The 14,984-nt window shown below is 63.9% G+C and carries 13 protein-coding genes; 6 read left to right on the forward strand and 7 right to left on the reverse strand.

The genetic code is table 11. The features are described from left to right. Positions 1-33: 33 nt before the first annotated feature. Positions 34-1,092, forward strand: a complete 1,059-nt coding sequence (locus L880_RS0119525; RefSeq protein WP_027477102.1) for a quinone-dependent dihydroorotate dehydrogenase — start codon at positions 34-36, stop codon at positions 1,090-1,092. A 33-nt stretch (positions 1,093-1,125) separates the two neighbouring features. Here the strand turns inward: L880_RS0119525 and L880_RS0119530 are convergent, their stop codons facing one another. From L880_RS0119530 to L880_RS0119545, 4 genes are all read right to left on the reverse strand, one after another. Continuing rightward, positions 1,126-1,509 carry a hypothetical protein gene (locus L880_RS0119530; RefSeq protein WP_043330006.1) on the reverse strand — a complete coding sequence of 128 codons (384 nt, stop codon included), beginning with the start codon at positions 1,507-1,509 and terminating at the stop codon, positions 1,126-1,128. Between the two features lie 171 nt (positions 1,510-1,680). Then, positions 1,681-2,829 carry an acetyltransferase domain-containing protein gene (locus tag L880_RS0119535; RefSeq protein WP_027477104.1) on the reverse strand — a complete coding sequence of 383 codons (1,149 nt, stop codon included), beginning with the start codon at positions 2,827-2,829 and terminating at the stop codon, positions 1,681-1,683. Positions 2,830-2,957: 128 nt separating this feature from the next. Further along, positions 2,958-5,033 carry a TonB-dependent receptor gene (locus L880_RS0119540; RefSeq protein WP_027477105.1) on the reverse strand — a complete coding sequence of 692 codons (2,076 nt, stop codon included), beginning with the start codon at positions 5,031-5,033 and terminating at the stop codon, positions 2,958-2,960. Between the two features lie 136 nt (positions 5,034-5,169). After that, positions 5,170-5,541: a hypothetical protein gene (locus L880_RS0119545; RefSeq protein WP_157462992.1), complete on the reverse strand. Its 372-nt coding sequence runs from the start codon at positions 5,539-5,541 to the stop codon at positions 5,170-5,172. A 277-nt stretch (positions 5,542-5,818) separates the two neighbouring features. On the opposite strand from L880_RS0119545, the gene L880_RS0119550 reads away from it, so the two are divergent. From L880_RS0119550 to L880_RS0119565, 4 genes are all read left to right on the forward strand, one after another. Then, on the forward strand, positions 5,819-6,736 hold the full coding sequence (locus L880_RS0119550) for an acyltransferase (protein ID WP_027477107.1): 918 nt from the start codon (positions 5,819-5,821) through the stop codon (positions 6,734-6,736). A gap of 101 nt (positions 6,737-6,837) precedes the next feature. Beyond that, on the forward strand, positions 6,838-7,293 hold the full coding sequence (locus tag L880_RS0119555; RefSeq protein WP_027477108.1) for a hypothetical protein: 456 nt from the start codon (positions 6,838-6,840) through the stop codon (positions 7,291-7,293). Between the two features lie 213 nt (positions 7,294-7,506). Beyond that, complete coding sequence (locus L880_RS0119560) at positions 7,507-10,047, forward strand: M30 family zinc metallopeptidase (RefSeq protein WP_169737788.1); 2,541 nt, start codon at positions 7,507-7,509, stop codon at positions 10,045-10,047. Between the two features lies 1 nt (position 10,048). After that, positions 10,049-10,474, forward strand: coding sequence for a hypothetical protein (locus L880_RS0119565; RefSeq protein ID WP_027477110.1), 426 nt, complete (start codon positions 10,049-10,051; stop codon positions 10,472-10,474). A gap of 157 nt (positions 10,475-10,631) precedes the next feature. On the opposite strand, the gene L880_RS0119570 is transcribed toward L880_RS0119565, so the two are convergent. Beyond that, a complete protein-coding gene (locus L880_RS0119570; RefSeq protein ID WP_027477111.1) occupies positions 10,632-11,831 on the reverse strand; it encodes a tetrahydrodipicolinate N-succinyltransferase N-terminal domain-containing protein in 1,200 nt (399 codons plus the stop codon). 167 nt (positions 11,832-11,998) lie between these two features. On the opposite strand from L880_RS0119570, the gene L880_RS0119575 reads away from it, so the two are divergent. Then, the gene (locus L880_RS0119575; RefSeq protein WP_027477112.1) at positions 11,999-12,811 is read left to right on the forward strand and encodes a DODA-type extradiol aromatic ring-opening family dioxygenase; all 813 of its coding nucleotides are present in this window, start codon (positions 11,999-12,001) and stop codon (positions 12,809-12,811) included. Positions 12,812-12,828: 17 nt separating this feature from the next. Here the strand turns inward: L880_RS0119575 and L880_RS32940 are convergent, their stop codons facing one another. Together L880_RS32940 and L880_RS0119585 are read right to left on the reverse strand one after the other, a co-directional pair. Further along, complete coding sequence (locus tag L880_RS32940) at positions 12,829-14,352, reverse strand: putative bifunctional diguanylate cyclase/phosphodiesterase (protein WP_169737789.1); 1,524 nt, start codon at positions 14,350-14,352, stop codon at positions 12,829-12,831. Between the two features lie 237 nt (positions 14,353-14,589). Further along, positions 14,590-14,984 (reverse strand): GDP-mannose 4,6-dehydratase (locus L880_RS0119585; protein ID WP_027477113.1); only part of this gene is annotated, 395 nt, incomplete at its 5' end.

Here is a 14,984-nt window from a genome sequence, read left to right on the forward strand (position 1 = left end):
CGGGGAAGACTTACAAAACGCCCGAATTATCCAATGTCGCTTCTGCCCTACGCCCTCGCCCGTCCTTTTTTGTTCAGCATGGACGCCGAAAAGGCCCATGAGCTGACCCTGAACGCCCTGGCGCGCACGCAAGGCACGCCCCTGCAATGGGCCTGGTCCGGCAGCCGCGTGAGCGACCCCGTGACCATCGCCGGCCTGAGCTTTCCCAACCGCATCGGCCTGGCCGCGGGTCTGGACAAGAACGCCCGCTGCATCGACGCCCTGGGTGCCCTGGGCTTCGGTTTTGTCGAAGTGGGCACGGTCACCCCCAAGGGCCAGCCTGGCAACCCCAAGCCGCGCATGTTCCGCCTGCCTGAGAGCAACGCCCTGATCAACCGCCTGGGCTTCAACAACGAAGGCCTGGATGCCTTCATCGCCAACGTGAAGCGCGCCCGCTTCCGCCAGCAAGGCGGCAGCACCCCCATGCTGCTGGGCCTGAACATCGGCAAGAACGCCGCCACCCCCATCGAGCAGGCCACCAGCGACTACCTGAGCTGCCTGGACGGCGTCTACCCCCATGCCGACTACGTGACGGTCAACATCTCCAGCCCCAACACCAAGAACCTGCGGGCGCTGCAAAGCGACGAGGCGCTCGACCAGCTGTTGTCGGCCCTGGCCGCGCGCCGCGCCGAACTGCAGGCCGCCCAGAAGCGCCGCGTGCCCCTGTTCGTGAAGATCGCCCCCGACCTGGACGAGGCCCAGATCGAGGTGATTGCCGCCACCCTGCAACGCCACGGCATGGACGGCGTGGTGGCCACCAACACCACCCTGAGCCGCGATGCCGTCAAGGGCCAGACCCATGCCGAAGAAGCCGGTGGCCTCAGCGGCGCCCCGGTGCTGGAGGCCAGCAACCGCGTGATCCGCCGCCTGCGCGCCACCCTGGGCCCCGACTACCCCATCATCGGCGTGGGCGGTGTGCTGAGCGGCCGCGACGCCGTCAGCAAGATCGAAGCCGGCGCCAGCCTGGTGCAGCTCTACACCGGCCTGATCTACCGCGGCCCCGCCCTGGTCAGCGAGGCGGCCGCCGCCCTGAAGGCCCACCGCCAGCGCTGAACCCGCTCGGCCCACTCGCCGCATTCAGCCCGCTCAGCGCCGCAGGCACTCCTCGGTGCCGTGGTTGCCGCCCTTGAATTCGGGCTCGTAATAGAACTTGCTGAAACCCAGCCGGCCCTGGCGCTTGAACACCTGGGCCAGGCCGGTTCCGAAATCGTGTGTGGCCGGGTCGGTCAAGGCGAAATGGATGGCCAACTGCGCCCCGGCGCCCACCGCCTGGCCCAGGTAGGTGCCATAGCCCGGCACCTCCATCTTGAAGTCATAGGCCCGGTGCCGTCCCACGCTGTGAGCGCTCTGGCTGGTGAGCGTGACCATCGCCGTGTAAGGCCCCTCCTGGCTGTCCTGCCCCGTGCAGTCGTAGGTGCCGCTCAGGTCAGGCGACACCGGTCGGGAAGGCGCGGCGGCCACAGCGGGCATGACCAGCGCAGCGACACTCGCAAAAACACAGCTTGACAGCGCCTGGCGCCAGGAAAGGTTCAGCTTCGGATTCATGGTGAAAGACAGCGTTGAAACAGACAGCCGCACGCCGAGCCGCCCCGGGTGCCGAACGGCCAAATCTAGCACCAAGCCGCCCTACGAGCACCCGGCTCAGAAATAGCGCAACCAGCGCACCGAAGGGTTGTTCCTCTTGACCCGCGCAAACCAGCGGCAGGGGCCGTACAGCAAGGCCACCACGCCAGCCGCCAGCGCCCAGATCTGCCAGACCTCATCGAGCCCGAAGCGGCCCCCATGGTTGGGGCCGACGTGATGGAGCAAGACCCAGTGCAGCAGGTACAGCAGATAAAGATGAACCAGGTAGAAGAACATCGGCGCGCCCCCGATGTCGGCCAACGGGCCAGCCCAGCCGATGCGTTCGAACAAGGCCAGGGCCAGCAAGCCAAGCCCCAAGGTCAGCAACAGAAACTGCAGCGAAGGGGGGTACTTGGTGACGTTCAGAAAGGCCATCAAGGTGTGCAGCGGCGATGCACCCGGCACCCAGGCGTGGTCCCCATAGCCGTTCAGCTGCCGCAACACCCCAAAGCCGAGCAGCGCCAACAGGCCCAGGCCCGTCAGCCAGGCCCGGCGGCTGCGGCTGGCCACCTGGGCTGAATACAGCGGCCCCAGGGCATAGCCCAGCAGCATCACGCCAATCCACGGCAGCACCGGGTAGGAGCTGCGGGCGCGCAAGCCCCAGCCCAGCAGCATCACGCTGCGGTCGTGCAGGATGGCCCAAGGGATGAACGCGGCCTCATCCGGCTGGAAGTGCAGCCCGTCGAGCGCGTTGTGGCCCGCGATGATCAACAGCGCCAGCGCCCACTGCAGCGGCCTGGGCAGGTAGATCAGGGCCGCCAAGGCCAGCATGGACAGGCCAATGGCCCAGATCACCTGCAGGTAGATCATGGGGGGCGGCAGACTGAAGGTCCAGGCAAAGTTCACCAGCGTCAGCTCCAGGCCGATCAGGATCGCCCCGCGCTGGGCCAGAAAGACCGCCGTGTCGCGGCGGCTTGCGCCGGGTCGACTGCCCCTCAACCAGGCGCTCAGCCCGGTCAGCAGCACGAAGACGGGGGCACAGAAATGACTGCACAGGCGGGTGAAAAACAACTCAGGCGAGGTGGTGGCCAAGTCCATTGGGTCGGCCACCTGCTGATGCAGAAAAAAGAACTCGCGCACATGATCGACGGCCATCAAGGCCATGACGGCCCCACGCAGACGATCGATGCTGCTCCAACGGTGCAGCGACTGGGCCAAGGAGGTCATGGTTCTGCCATTCAGATAAGGACTGTAGAAACGCCCCGAGGCCAGACCCGGGGCGCACCAAAAAGCGCAACAACAGGCGCGTTGACAGGGGCCGATCCATGCCAGGTGCACGATCAGCCCCCAGGCCTTCACATCTTCACGTTGAGCGAGACGAAGGCGGTTCGCCCCGCGCCGGGCGAGTACATGGGCTGGGCGCTGCCCGAGGGCCAGAAGAAGTTGTCATACCAGACATAGGCGCTGTTTCGGTTGGCCAGGTTGCGCACCTGGAGGTCCAGGCTCATCGAGGCGCTCAGGGTGTAGCGGACATTGGCGTCCCACTGCACCAAGCTGCCAAACTTGCCCTGCGCATTCAGGTCGTCGATGAAATACGAGCCCTGGGCCCGCCCCTGCAGGCCCAGCCGCCACTTTTCATTGGCCTGGTACTCGGCCCCCACCGTGCTGATGTGGCGCGGGGTCGCAAACACCTCCTTGCCGGCCAGCGAGACGCCCGAGGCCGTGAACGCACTCACCACCTTGGCCTCCTGCACCGAATGCGAGGCCCACAACTTGAGCTGGCTGCCCAGACGGGTCGACCCTTGCAGGTCCAAGCCCTTGCGCCGGGTCTGCCCCAGGCCCACGGTGGTCCCGGTGCTGGGCATGTTGGCCACCTCGTCGGTGGCCTCCTGCAGCCACAGCGCCACCCGCAGATCGGTCTGGGCATCGGGCTTGAACTTCACGCCCACCTCGGTGCCGGTGTTGATCGAGGGGTTGAACCGCCCCTGCGAGGCCGAGGTCAGGTAGGCCGGTGCACGCGAGCCCGTCAGCACCTGAAAGGTGCGGCCCCAGTTGGCATACAGGCTGGTCTCCTTGTCCAGGCTGTAGACCAGGCTGAACTTGGGCTGCTTGATCCAGCCGTAGTCCTGCAAGGGCCCGGTCACGCCGCTGGTTCGGATCAGCGTGTCCCCCGTGAAGCGATCCACACGCAAACCCGGGATCAGCTTGAGCCGGTCGCTGGGCTTGATGATGGCCTGCACGAAAGCCCCCACGTTGTTCAGCGTGTACTGGTCGTCGTTGGAAGTGGTGGTGGGCCGCGAAAAATCCGTGGGCAAGGCATAGGCATAGCGGTAGCGCTGGTACAGGTTCTTCTGGCGCTCCACGTTGAGGCCACCATCGAGCACCCATGCCGGGCTGGCCCGCCAGGTGAGCGTGCTCATCAGGCCGCTCTGGTGTTCATCCCAGAAGCGGCGCTGCCGGGGCAGGTTGTTCAGGCTGGTGGCGGGGCTGTTGGTGAAGGTCACCCGGCGGTCATCGCTGTATTGGTTCATGTACAGCTTGTGGCTCACAAACAGCTCCGGGGCCAGCTGCCAGTCCAGATGAAAGCTCAGATGCTTCATGTCACGGTCGTCGCCGTCGTTGCCGTTGTGTGCGCCCGACTGGGACGGGTTCTGCGCCATCTGGGCTGCGGTCAGAAAGCCAGGCTCCTGGGCCTGGTGGGAATACAGCCGCGCCACCACGCCCGCCTTCATCAGGCCATCGGGCGAGGTGACAAACCACTTGCCCGCCAGGCTGTATTTCTCGGACTGAGAATGGCTGCGCGCACCGTTGGAGTCCTGCTTGGCCAGAAAGTAGTTCTGTGCAAAGCCCCCCTCCTCGCGGCCCAGCGCCAGCTGCACCTCACGCGTGTCATGGCTGCCGTAGGTGAAGCGGCCATCGGTGTAGTTGCCCCCTTGGCGGGTGCCGAAGTTGATGTTGCCGCCGATGTTGTGCAGGCCATAGCGGGGGTCGTTGGTGCCACGCACCACCTCGATGTAATCCAGCTCCAGCGGAAAGATCATGTCGATGAAGCGCTGGTTACCGCTGTTCACATTGCTGGGCACGCCATCGATCAACACCTTGATGCCATTGATGTAGCCCTCGCCATTGAAGGCCCGGAAGGTGGCCTTGCCCGACTCGGCACCCATGCGGGTTTCGGTCAGCTGGATGCCGGGCAACTGCCCCACCAGCTCCCAGCTGTTCATGACACTCTGGTTCTCGATCTTGTCGGCCCCCAGGATGTCGACCGACGTCAGCACACTGCCCGGGGACAGCCCGCCATCACTCTGGGCGTGCACGCTCACCTCGCCCAGCACGATCGCCGGGTCAGCTTCGGCCCTGGCAGCAGGCACCAGGCCCGACAGGGTGGATGCCACCGCCAGCGGCAAAAAATTCTTGTCAATCAAAAACACAACGCTCTCCACGGGGCACAGCCCCATTGCTCGTGAAAAATCAACGGCCTGTGCTGCCAACGTGCGTCACGCACGGGCAAGCGGCCGCAGGCCCGCAGCGCCAAGGCAGCAGGCCAGACCAGGGGTCAGAGACAGATCAGAGAAGAGCGGAAAGCGGTGGCGCTCTGGGCGCCGGCGTCAGCCAGGCCACCTCCAGCGGCACGCTGGGCAGGTCGCGGGGCAGAAGGCTGGGCTGGGCGGCAGCGAACCGCACTGGCACCGGTGGCTCGCCCGGCACGTCGATGTGCTGGCTCGCCAGGTGCGCACAGACCACGCAGATGTCGGTCTCGGTGTCGGGGCTGGAGTCACCGTCAGCGGGCGTGGCCACTCCCTCGGTCGACAGGGCCGTGGGCGCCAACATGCGCCAGCCATTCCGGTGCGACAGATCGTGCGCCATCGGCAGGACCGCCGTGCCGGCCGCAGCCAGCAACAGCATCCAGACGAATCGAACTATCCAGGATCGGCGCATCCGGCGATTCTAGTGGGATGCCCAGCCGCCAAGACCGACACGGCGTCGCTCAAGGCAGGGCACGGGGCCGCCGCCGAGCCACAGGCTGTGACAGCAAAACCTGACCTATCTCAGTGAGACACACCGCCGAGTTGTGCACAATGCCCGCTGGGTCTGCCAAAGTACGGACCCCGTGCGGGGCCCGCAAGGTGTCGCCCTGGTCAGCATGGCGCCTGACCCCGTCCCGGCGCCCGCCCTGCCGCACGCCCTCTCCAACCTCAGCCCTGCTCACCGTTCTATGCTCAGTTTTCTCCCGCCCGTGCTCAGGGGCGTCATTGCCTTCGTGCTGCTGGTCGTCAACACCTTGTTCTGGTGCGCCCTGCTGTTCATCCTGGCGCTGTTCAAGCTGGTGCTGCCCTTTCAGGGCGTGCGTACCTTCATCGACCCCTGGCTGAACCGCATCGCCACCGCCTGGATCAGCTGCAACAGCGGCTGGATGGCCCTGACCCAACGCACCCGCTGGGATGTGCAGGGCGTCGACCAGCTGCCCTACAAGGGCTGGTACCTGGTCAATGCCAACCACCAGAGCTGGGTCGACATCTTTGCGCTGCAGCACCAGCTGAACCTGCGCATCCCGATGCTGAAGTTCTTCATCAAGCAACAGCTGATCTACGTGCCGGTGATCGGCCTGGCCTGGTGGGCGCTGGATTTTCCGTTCATGAAACGCCACTCGCGCGATGCCCTGCGCAAGAACCCGGGCCTGCGTGACCAAGACCGCGAGACCACCCGCAAGGCCTGCGAGAAGTTCGCCCTGGTGCCCACCAGCATCATGAACTTTGCCGAAGGCACGCGCTTCACGCCCGAGAAGCACCGCCGCACCTCCTCGCCCTACCGCCACCTGCTCAAGCCCAAGGCCGGCGCGCTGGCCATGTCGCTCAATGCCATGGGCGAGCGCTTCCACTCGCTGATCGACGCCACCATCGTCTACCCCGATGGCGTGCCCAGTTTCTGGGATTTTCTGTGTGGGCGCTGCCCGCGCGTGATCATGCGCGTGCACCAGGTGGCCATTCCGCCTGAGTTCGCCCAGGGCGACTACGACAAGGATTCGGAGTTCCGCGGCACCTTCCACCGCTGGCTGGGTGATCTGTGGGAGCGCAAGGACGCCGAGATCGACACCCTGCTGCAAGCCAACGCCGCTCAGGGCAAGCACCGCTAAGCGGGGGCCCTCGCCTCCGTCAAACACCTGCCACATCCGGCAGGCCACAATCCCCCCGCCGGGCTGCAACCGCAGCCCGCACCATCCACTCTGGAGCCACCATGCCCAATACCCGGGACACCGACAAGTCCATTCCCCTCGACCAACCCCTGGTCAACGGCCTCACACCAGCTGAGATCTTCACCAGCTGCGTCGAAGGCTTCAACTTCGGCACCGCGCACCAGGAGAGCTGGATCGAGCGCTTCAGCGAACCCGAGTGGGATGCCGAGTTCGTCAATGAACGCACAGGCTTCACCTGCCGCATCGCCACCTTCTTCGAACTGCTCGAAGACGAAACCGGCGACGCCGAAGCCGAGGACTACACCGTGCTGCGCTATGTGGTCGAACTCCAGCTGGGCGAAGCCCAGTACATCTCGGTGATGTGGGAAGCCCACAACGCCGGCCCGGCCGACGCCGAGTTCATGAAGCAGTGCGCCCACAAGACCCTGATCAAGATGAGCGCCGTCATCGGTGTCAAGGTGGGCTACGAGCTGATGCAGGATCCGTCGGAGTACTGATACTCAGACCACCGCAGCAGTTCAGGTCGCGATGACACTGCGCCTGTCCTGCCTGCGCCCCCCTTCTTCTGCCGTACCCAGACGGCACGGGTGCCCGCTCAGATTTTGCCCGGGCTGCACAGCTGAGATCGGAAACTCCACTTTTCTCACTATGATCAAGTGCTGAAAAATGACCGACAAGTAAAGGGGTTGTAATTTATGGGGGGCAGATCCATGAATCTGAGGGCGAAGGTCCGATCGTTCGGCCAACTGGCTGCGGCAGGTGTGTTGATTTTGGGGCTGAGTGCCTGCGGCGGCGGTGGCAGCGGTGGCAGCAGCGACATAGGACTGGGCACGCCGAGCGCAGGCTCTGCCCCATCGGCACCCACCGTCACCATCACGAACGGCAGTGCGGCCTACGCCCAAAACACGGTCAAATTCAGCGCCAGCAGCACCGACCCGGCTGGGCGAGCACTCAGCTTCACCTGGGATTTCGGTGATGGCTCATCCGCCGTGACCGGGGCCAGTGTGGCGCATCGGTATGCCGCAGCGGGCACCTTCGACCTGAAGCTGACCGCCACCAACACGGCCAATGTCTCGGCTACAAGCACCATTCCCATCGAGGTGCTGTCCCCGGCGCCTTCCACCCCCCAGTTGACAATCAACAATGGCACCGTCGTGTATGCCACAGTAGCCGCCAGCCTGAGTGCCAGCAGCACCGACCCCTTGGGCCTCAACCTGGGCTACGCCTGGGATTTCGGCGATGGTCAGTCCGCGACGGGCGCCAGCGTCACCCACGTATTCAACTCGGCGGGCACCTATACCCTTGCCGTCAAGGCCACCAACACAGCCAGCCAGTCCACCTCTGCCACCCAACAGATCACGGTGCTCGCACCTGCAGTAACCACACCCGTCATCAGCAGCTCACCGTCGTCGCCCCGAGTGGGCCAGACCGTCAATTTCGTCGGCAGAGCCAGCAGCTCCAAAGGGCTGGCTATCACCTACCAATGGATGTTTGGCGATGGCAGCACGGCAACAGGCAGCAGCGTGAGCCACACCTACACCAGCGCAGGCACCTACAGCGTGAGCCTCACGGCGCAAGACAGCAATGGCAACGCGGCCACGGCTACCTTCCAGCAAACGATCATGGGTACCGCCGACAGCAGCGCGCTAGTCGTCGACTGCAGCGGCAGCAACTGCGGTGCGCTCAGCGCCAGCAGCTACTCGGGCAATGGAGTGGGGGCCTGGCGCTTCGTCAACCCTGTGAACGCTCCGACCACCCTCAACATCAACATCTCAGGGGTGAAGTCTGGTCAACATGCCACCTTGATCTTCACCAACACAGGAACGACCACGGCCCAAAGCCCATCCGAGGGGAGCTTGAGCAGCCCGGTACTCGCGGCATCCGGCAACGCTGCGGCCCGCACCACCACAACGGTACAAACCGCAGAACGCCTGCTCAGCGCCGATGCCGAGGCTCAATCCCACAGTGAACTGCTGGCAAAGAACCGGGCCATGGCGGGCCTGTTGGCGGGCAATTCCACGGCGAGGTCAGCCCAATCTGGGAGCAACACGTCCCTTCTGGGTGGGCGGTCGACGCAACTCAATTCAACGCCCGCGGTCGGAACGGCGCGCACCTGGAATGATCTATACAACAGCCTGACCACGCCAGTGCTCTACGCCACCACGGCTGCCGCCACCTGCAGCCTGCCCTCCGGACGAAACGTGGTGTTCTGGCTCGACTCCGAGGCCACACGGACCGGCCTGGTGAGCGCCAGTGACATCACCGCCATGCAAACGACTGTCTGTGGCGCCTCCGGCGGTTTTGATCGCATGAACGCACTGCTCGGCGACGTCTGGGGGCCTTCGGCCAACAACTACTCTACCCAGCTGATCCAGGACGGCAGCAGTTTGCTGGACATCAACATCGCCATCGTCAACGCTCCCAGCACGGCGGGTTGGGCGGGCTACTTTTATGGCGTGAACAACTTCCTGAAATCGGCGGCCACCACCACGGCCAACTCGAACCAGGCCCTGGTGTTCTTCATCAACGCCGCCCAGATCCAGGCCTCGCGAGCCTACGCCATCTCGTCGTTGTTGCATGAAGCAACCCACATGACCAACTTCTACCAGCGATCTGTCGCGCGCAACACCTCGCACGACACCTGGCTGGAGGAGACGAGCGCCATGATGACCGAAGACATCGTGACGCCGGTGGTCAATGCGGGCTACAACCCGATCGCTTCCATCCGTGTGCCCACTTACATGGCCACCGGTGGCGGCACATCCTATATCAATTGGGTCGATCTCTCAGGCAAGAATTACGCCATCGGAGGCGCCTTCGGTGCCTACCTCAATCGCCGGTATGGCCTGTCGGTCTACAAGCAGCTGATCACCACCTGCAATGACGGTGGCTCGGCTTCCAACGGCAGCTACACATGCCTTGATGCCCTGATCAAAGCCAACGGAGGTTCGGGCTTGGCCGACGACTTCGCCCATTTCGGTGCGGCCCTGTTTGCCCCAGTTCCGCTGACACTTGCCATCGCTCAGTACGGCTTGCCTAGCAAAACCGATGGCGGCTACACACTAGGGGCGGTGGACACGACGCAGTTCGCGAGCAAGCTGCCCTCGCAGCCCACCCCCATCGGTGCATCAGGCTTCTCGGCGACCAGCCATTACTACAGCGTGGACACCATCGGCACCGGCGCTGTCAGCTATGTTCGCAACAATGTCATCGTTCCGGCTGGCAGCACCTTGCTGCTGGTCATCCGCTGATATGACGCGCCACGCCCTCCGGCTGCACCTGCACTTGGGGCTTGCATTGGCCTTGGGTGCAGGCGTGGTGGGTTGCGCCAGCCCGGAATCGCGCACTGCATCCAACATCTCATCCGCCCACATGGGCAGCAAGGCTGCAGCCACCTGGACGGGCTCGGGCATGTTGACCCGCAAAGGCAACGCCCCCTTCTCTTGGTGGGCCCTGCAGGTCGAATCGGGCGAAGTCTGGCGCCTTGAGCTGCCATCCACCCTGCCCGAGTCTGCGCTGGAGGCCAGGCAGAACTGCAAAGTTCTGGTCAGTGGTTACGCGTCGGATGGCCTGCTGGGCACCCGGCTTCTGCAAGTGCGCAGCATCAGCGGAATACAACGCCCAGAGCTCGGTGGACCAGAGAACCTGCGCTGCCAATTTTCTCTGACCACGCCTTGAGGCACGAACAACCCCACAGCACGACACTGTGGATGAGCGCTGAGGCTGCCGCTGTCCCCTTCCGTCGTTGCAAAAGAAAAGCCCGCTCTGCATAAGTGCAGGCGGGCTTTTTCAACACTCGGGCCCAAGCGATGCGACGCTCAACGGCGCCGGCACATTAATTCTTGTGCAGATCGCCGTTCAGGATGTCTTCGCCGTTGTCCAGCTTCTTGGCAAAGTCGATGTTGCGGCGGGTGCGCACCACTTCCAGGCCACCGGTCTGGTTGTGACGGCGGAAGGTCACGGCGTTGATGCCCACCAGTTCGATCGCCTTCACGGTCTTGCCGTTCAGCGGGTGGCCTTCAACGTCCACCTTCACCAGCGACGAGGCCATCAGGGCCACCTCGGCCGCCAGGATCACGGCATCACCCACCGGAATGCCCAGGGCCGAGTTCACCTCCAGCAGACAGTTACGGCCCACCGAGATCGGCGTGTTGTTGCCGCCCGAAAGCACACCCAGGGTGGAAGCACCACCGCCCAGGTCGGTGCCCGCACCCACGAACACCGAGGAGCTGATGCGGCCTTCGACCATCGACGGGCCTTCGGTGCCGGCGTTGAAGTTGATGTAGCTGGCACCCGGCATCAGGGTCGTGCCTTCGCCCAGGTAGGCGCCCAGGCGCACCTTGTGTTGATCGGTGATGCGCACGCCCATTTTCACGGCATTGATGCGGTGCACATACAGCGGGAACTTGTCGACCATGTGGGGCGCAAATTCGGTATTGCCAAATGCAGCGCCCAACAAAGCCTGATCAATTTCAGCCGCATCCATCGGCACATCACCCACCCAGGCCACATTCGGGAACTTGGTGAAAATCTTGGTCAGATTCAGTTGGTTCGGCTTGAAATGGCGATTGCTCAGGCCATAAAGCTTGAGCGTGCTGTCTTCAACGCCTTGCGGGTCGATGTCGTCGAAGATGAAGGTGGCCACGATTTCAGAAGCCGCGCCAGCCGGGGCAGCCGCCAGCTGGGCCGCGGCCTGCTGCAGGGCCACCAGGTTGGGGTGCTGTTTGCCGTCGTTCACGAACGGGGCGAAATAGCGCAGGGCCTCAGCCAGCTGAGCAGCGCTCAGCACCACGTTCTGCACACCGGTGGGCTCAATGCCCAAAACCTTCATCAAAATGGCGGCGCTGCCAGTATTCTGGCCCGGGCCATTCACCACGGGATAACGCACCGAAGCCAAAGTGCGGTTGGCTGTATAAACCTGACGCCCCACCGCAAACAAAATCGGATTTTTATAAGCCGCAGTGGCTTGATAATCGCTGACGATGCGCTTGAACGCGTCGGCATCTTGCGGATAATCTTGGGTGGTCTGGCTCATTATCTGATTCCTTCGCCCCGGCTCGGGGTGATATTGACGAAAAATGTCCAAAATTATAAGGGGGATGGGGGCCTGCCTGCCTCGGGCAGCAGCGATGGCCGTGGGCAGCGCGGGGTGATGTGCAGGGTTAACATCCGGGCGCAAACCTGCCCTGCATCGGAGCCCTCTTGACCACCCCGACCTCATCGACCTACCAGCGCCTGCCCGCTCTGTTCCTGCCGCATGGTGGGGGCCCCTCTTTCTTCATGAACGGTGAACGCAAAGAGCGCTATCAGGCCACCGAAGACTTTCTTCGCAGCGTCGACAGCCTGCTGCCGGCACGCCCCCAGGCCATTCTGATCATCACGGCCCACTGGGAAGCCGAGGTGCCCAGCTTCACGGGCGGCGCCCACCCCGGCCTGATCTACGACTATTACGGATTTCCACCTGAGACCTACGCCTTGCAGTACCCAGCCCCCGGCCTGCCGGCGCTGGCTCAGCGCGCCAGCACGCTGCTGCACCAGGCGGGTTTGCCAGCACGTGTCGACGCCGACTACGGATGGGACCACGGCGTGTTCATCCCTCTCAAGGTGATGTACCCGCAGGCCGATGTGCCGGTGGTCGCCATGTCGCTGCAAGCCAGCCTCGACCCCCTGCTCCATGCTCAGCTCGGTGCCGCGCTGAGCCCGCTGCGTGACGAAGGCGTGCTGATCGTGGGCTCGGGCATGAGTTATCACAACCTGCGCCAGTTCGCACAGGCGGCCCCCCTGTCGCACGATTTTCACGACTGGCTGGATGCAGCTGTGCAAGGCACCCAGGCCCAACGTGCCGAACGGCTGGCGCAATGGCACCGGGCACCGGGCGGCCTGGCCTCCCACCCGCGTGAAGAGCATCTGTTGCCTTTGATGGTCGCCAGCGGGGCTGGCTCCGACGCGCCGGGTCGCCCGCTGTGGCGCGGCGCAGTGGGCCCCAGCGCCCTGGGGGCCTGGGCCTTCGACTGAAGCCCCCAGCCCCGGTTTCAGTGCGAGCCTGCGCCCTGGCCGGGCAGCTCGGCCAATTCGGCCAGTTCGGCCACCACCGTGGCGTTGAACAGCGAGTCGCTGAAGCCCGGTCCCCGCCGATCGTTGGGGGCGGCCATGGCCAGGCGTTCCATCTCGGCCGCCGGAATCGGACGGGAAAACAGGTAGCCCTGCAACTCGTCGCAACCGATCTTCATCAGCCAGTCGCATTGCTGCTGGGTTTCCACCCCTTCGGCCACCACCTTGAGGTTCAAGGCCTTGGCCAGGCCGATGATCGAGGTCGCGATCGAGCGGGCGTCCTCGCTTTCGCCCAGGTCCGCCACAAACGCCTGGTCCACCTTGAGTTCGGAGGCCGGCAGCCGGCGCAGCGTGGACAGGCTGGAGTAACCCGTGCCAAAGTCGTCGATCGACACATGCAAGCCCATGGCCCGCATCTTTTCAAAGGTCTTCTGGGTGCCCTTGGTGTCTTCCATCGCCACCGATTCGGTGATCTCGCAGGTGAAGCGCCCCGGCTGCAGGTGATACCGGTGCAACGCCTCCTCGATGCGCTCCACCAGGTCTTCCTGGCGCATCTGGTAGCCCGAGATGTTCACCGCCACCCGCATGCGCAGGCCCAACTCGCGCCAGTGCCCCGCCACACGGCAGGCCTCTTCGATCACCCAGTTGCCGATCATGTTGATCAGGCCGTTGCGCTCGGCCAGCGGGATGAACACCGCCGGGCTCACATGGCCCCGTTTGGGGTGATGCCAGCGCAGCAGCGCCTCGGCGGCGGTGATGTGCAGGGTCCGTGCATCCACCTTGGGTTGGAAGTAAAGCTCCAGCTGCCCTTGTTCGATGGCCTGGCGCAAATCAGCCACGAGCAGGGTCTGTTCGCGCAGGTCGGCACTCATCTGGGGGTCGTAAAGGCAGAAGTCGCCCCCGCCTTGGCGGCTCACCTGCCGCGCCGCGATCGAGGCATTCACCAGCAGTCGCGACCTGGCCCCGTGCTCGGGATAGACCGACACGCCGATCGAGCAGGTCAGCACCGTGGTGCCATGGTCGTGCTTCAGGGGCTCGGCAAATCGATCCAACAGCAACCGTGCAGCGTCCAGCCCCACTGCGCCGTTGCCCGACAGCAGCAACACAAACTCACCATCATTGAAGCAGCTGAGATCGGCACCAGCAGGCAGCAACGATTCGAGTCGCTGCGCGCTCAGCTTGATCAACTGGTCACCAAACTCCTGCCCGAAAGCCTGGTTGTGTGACTTGAACTCATCAATGGTCAGAAACACCGCACAAAACGCACTGCCATCCCCGTCGGCCCGCGCAATCCAGTGGCCCAGCGCAGTCTCAATGCCGTTGCGATTCAACAAACCCGTGTTGGCGTCGTAGAGCGACAGCGCATCCATTTCTTCGGACACTGTCACCAGCTTCGCCCGGATGCGCTTGGAGCGCCAACGCTCACGCAGCAACAAGCCAAGGGCCACGAAGGTGCACAGCAGACTGAAGGCCAGGATTTCTAACGAGATTTGAAAATCTGCCATGTCAGTGATGATGTAACAAAACTTGTTACTCATGAAACCATCAGTGACCAAAAAATCACGAAGCTGCGTATAAATTCTTGCGGTCGGTCAACAAACGCCACTGACACAACATTGAAGGCCGAGCAAAATCAATCCATCCAAATTTCATGGCCCGCGGTTGTCCCTGGACCATCGTCCGCACAGCTTTTGCAGCAATCTTGACGGCACTGAATCTGCCGGGATCGGCGGGCCCCCAATTCACTCGTGGTGATCGTAGGCCTTGAACCCAGCCATCTTCACCAGCGCATCCTTGCGCGCCGAGTCGTAGTCTGAGACCACCATCTCTTTCACCAACTCCGCCAGCGTGATCTTCGGCTTCCAGCCCAGCTTGGCGTGTGCCTTGCTCGGGTCGCCCAGCAGCGTCTCCACCTCGGTAGGCCGGTAGTAACGCGGGTCCACCCGCACCACCACATCGCCCACCTTGCACTTGGCCTTGTCGCCGCTCACCGCTGCCACCACCGCCACCTCGGCCTCGCCTTCGCCCTCAAAGCGCAGCGTGATGCCCAGCTCGGCCGCCGCAAACTCCACAAACTGGCGCACGCTGTATTGCACCCCGGTGGCAATCACAAAGTCTTCGGCCTGCTCTTGTTGCA

The organism is Curvibacter gracilis ATCC BAA-807 (assembly GCF_000518645.1).
Classification (GTDB): Bacteria; Pseudomonadota; Gammaproteobacteria; order Burkholderiales; family Burkholderiaceae_C; genus Curvibacter; species Curvibacter gracilis.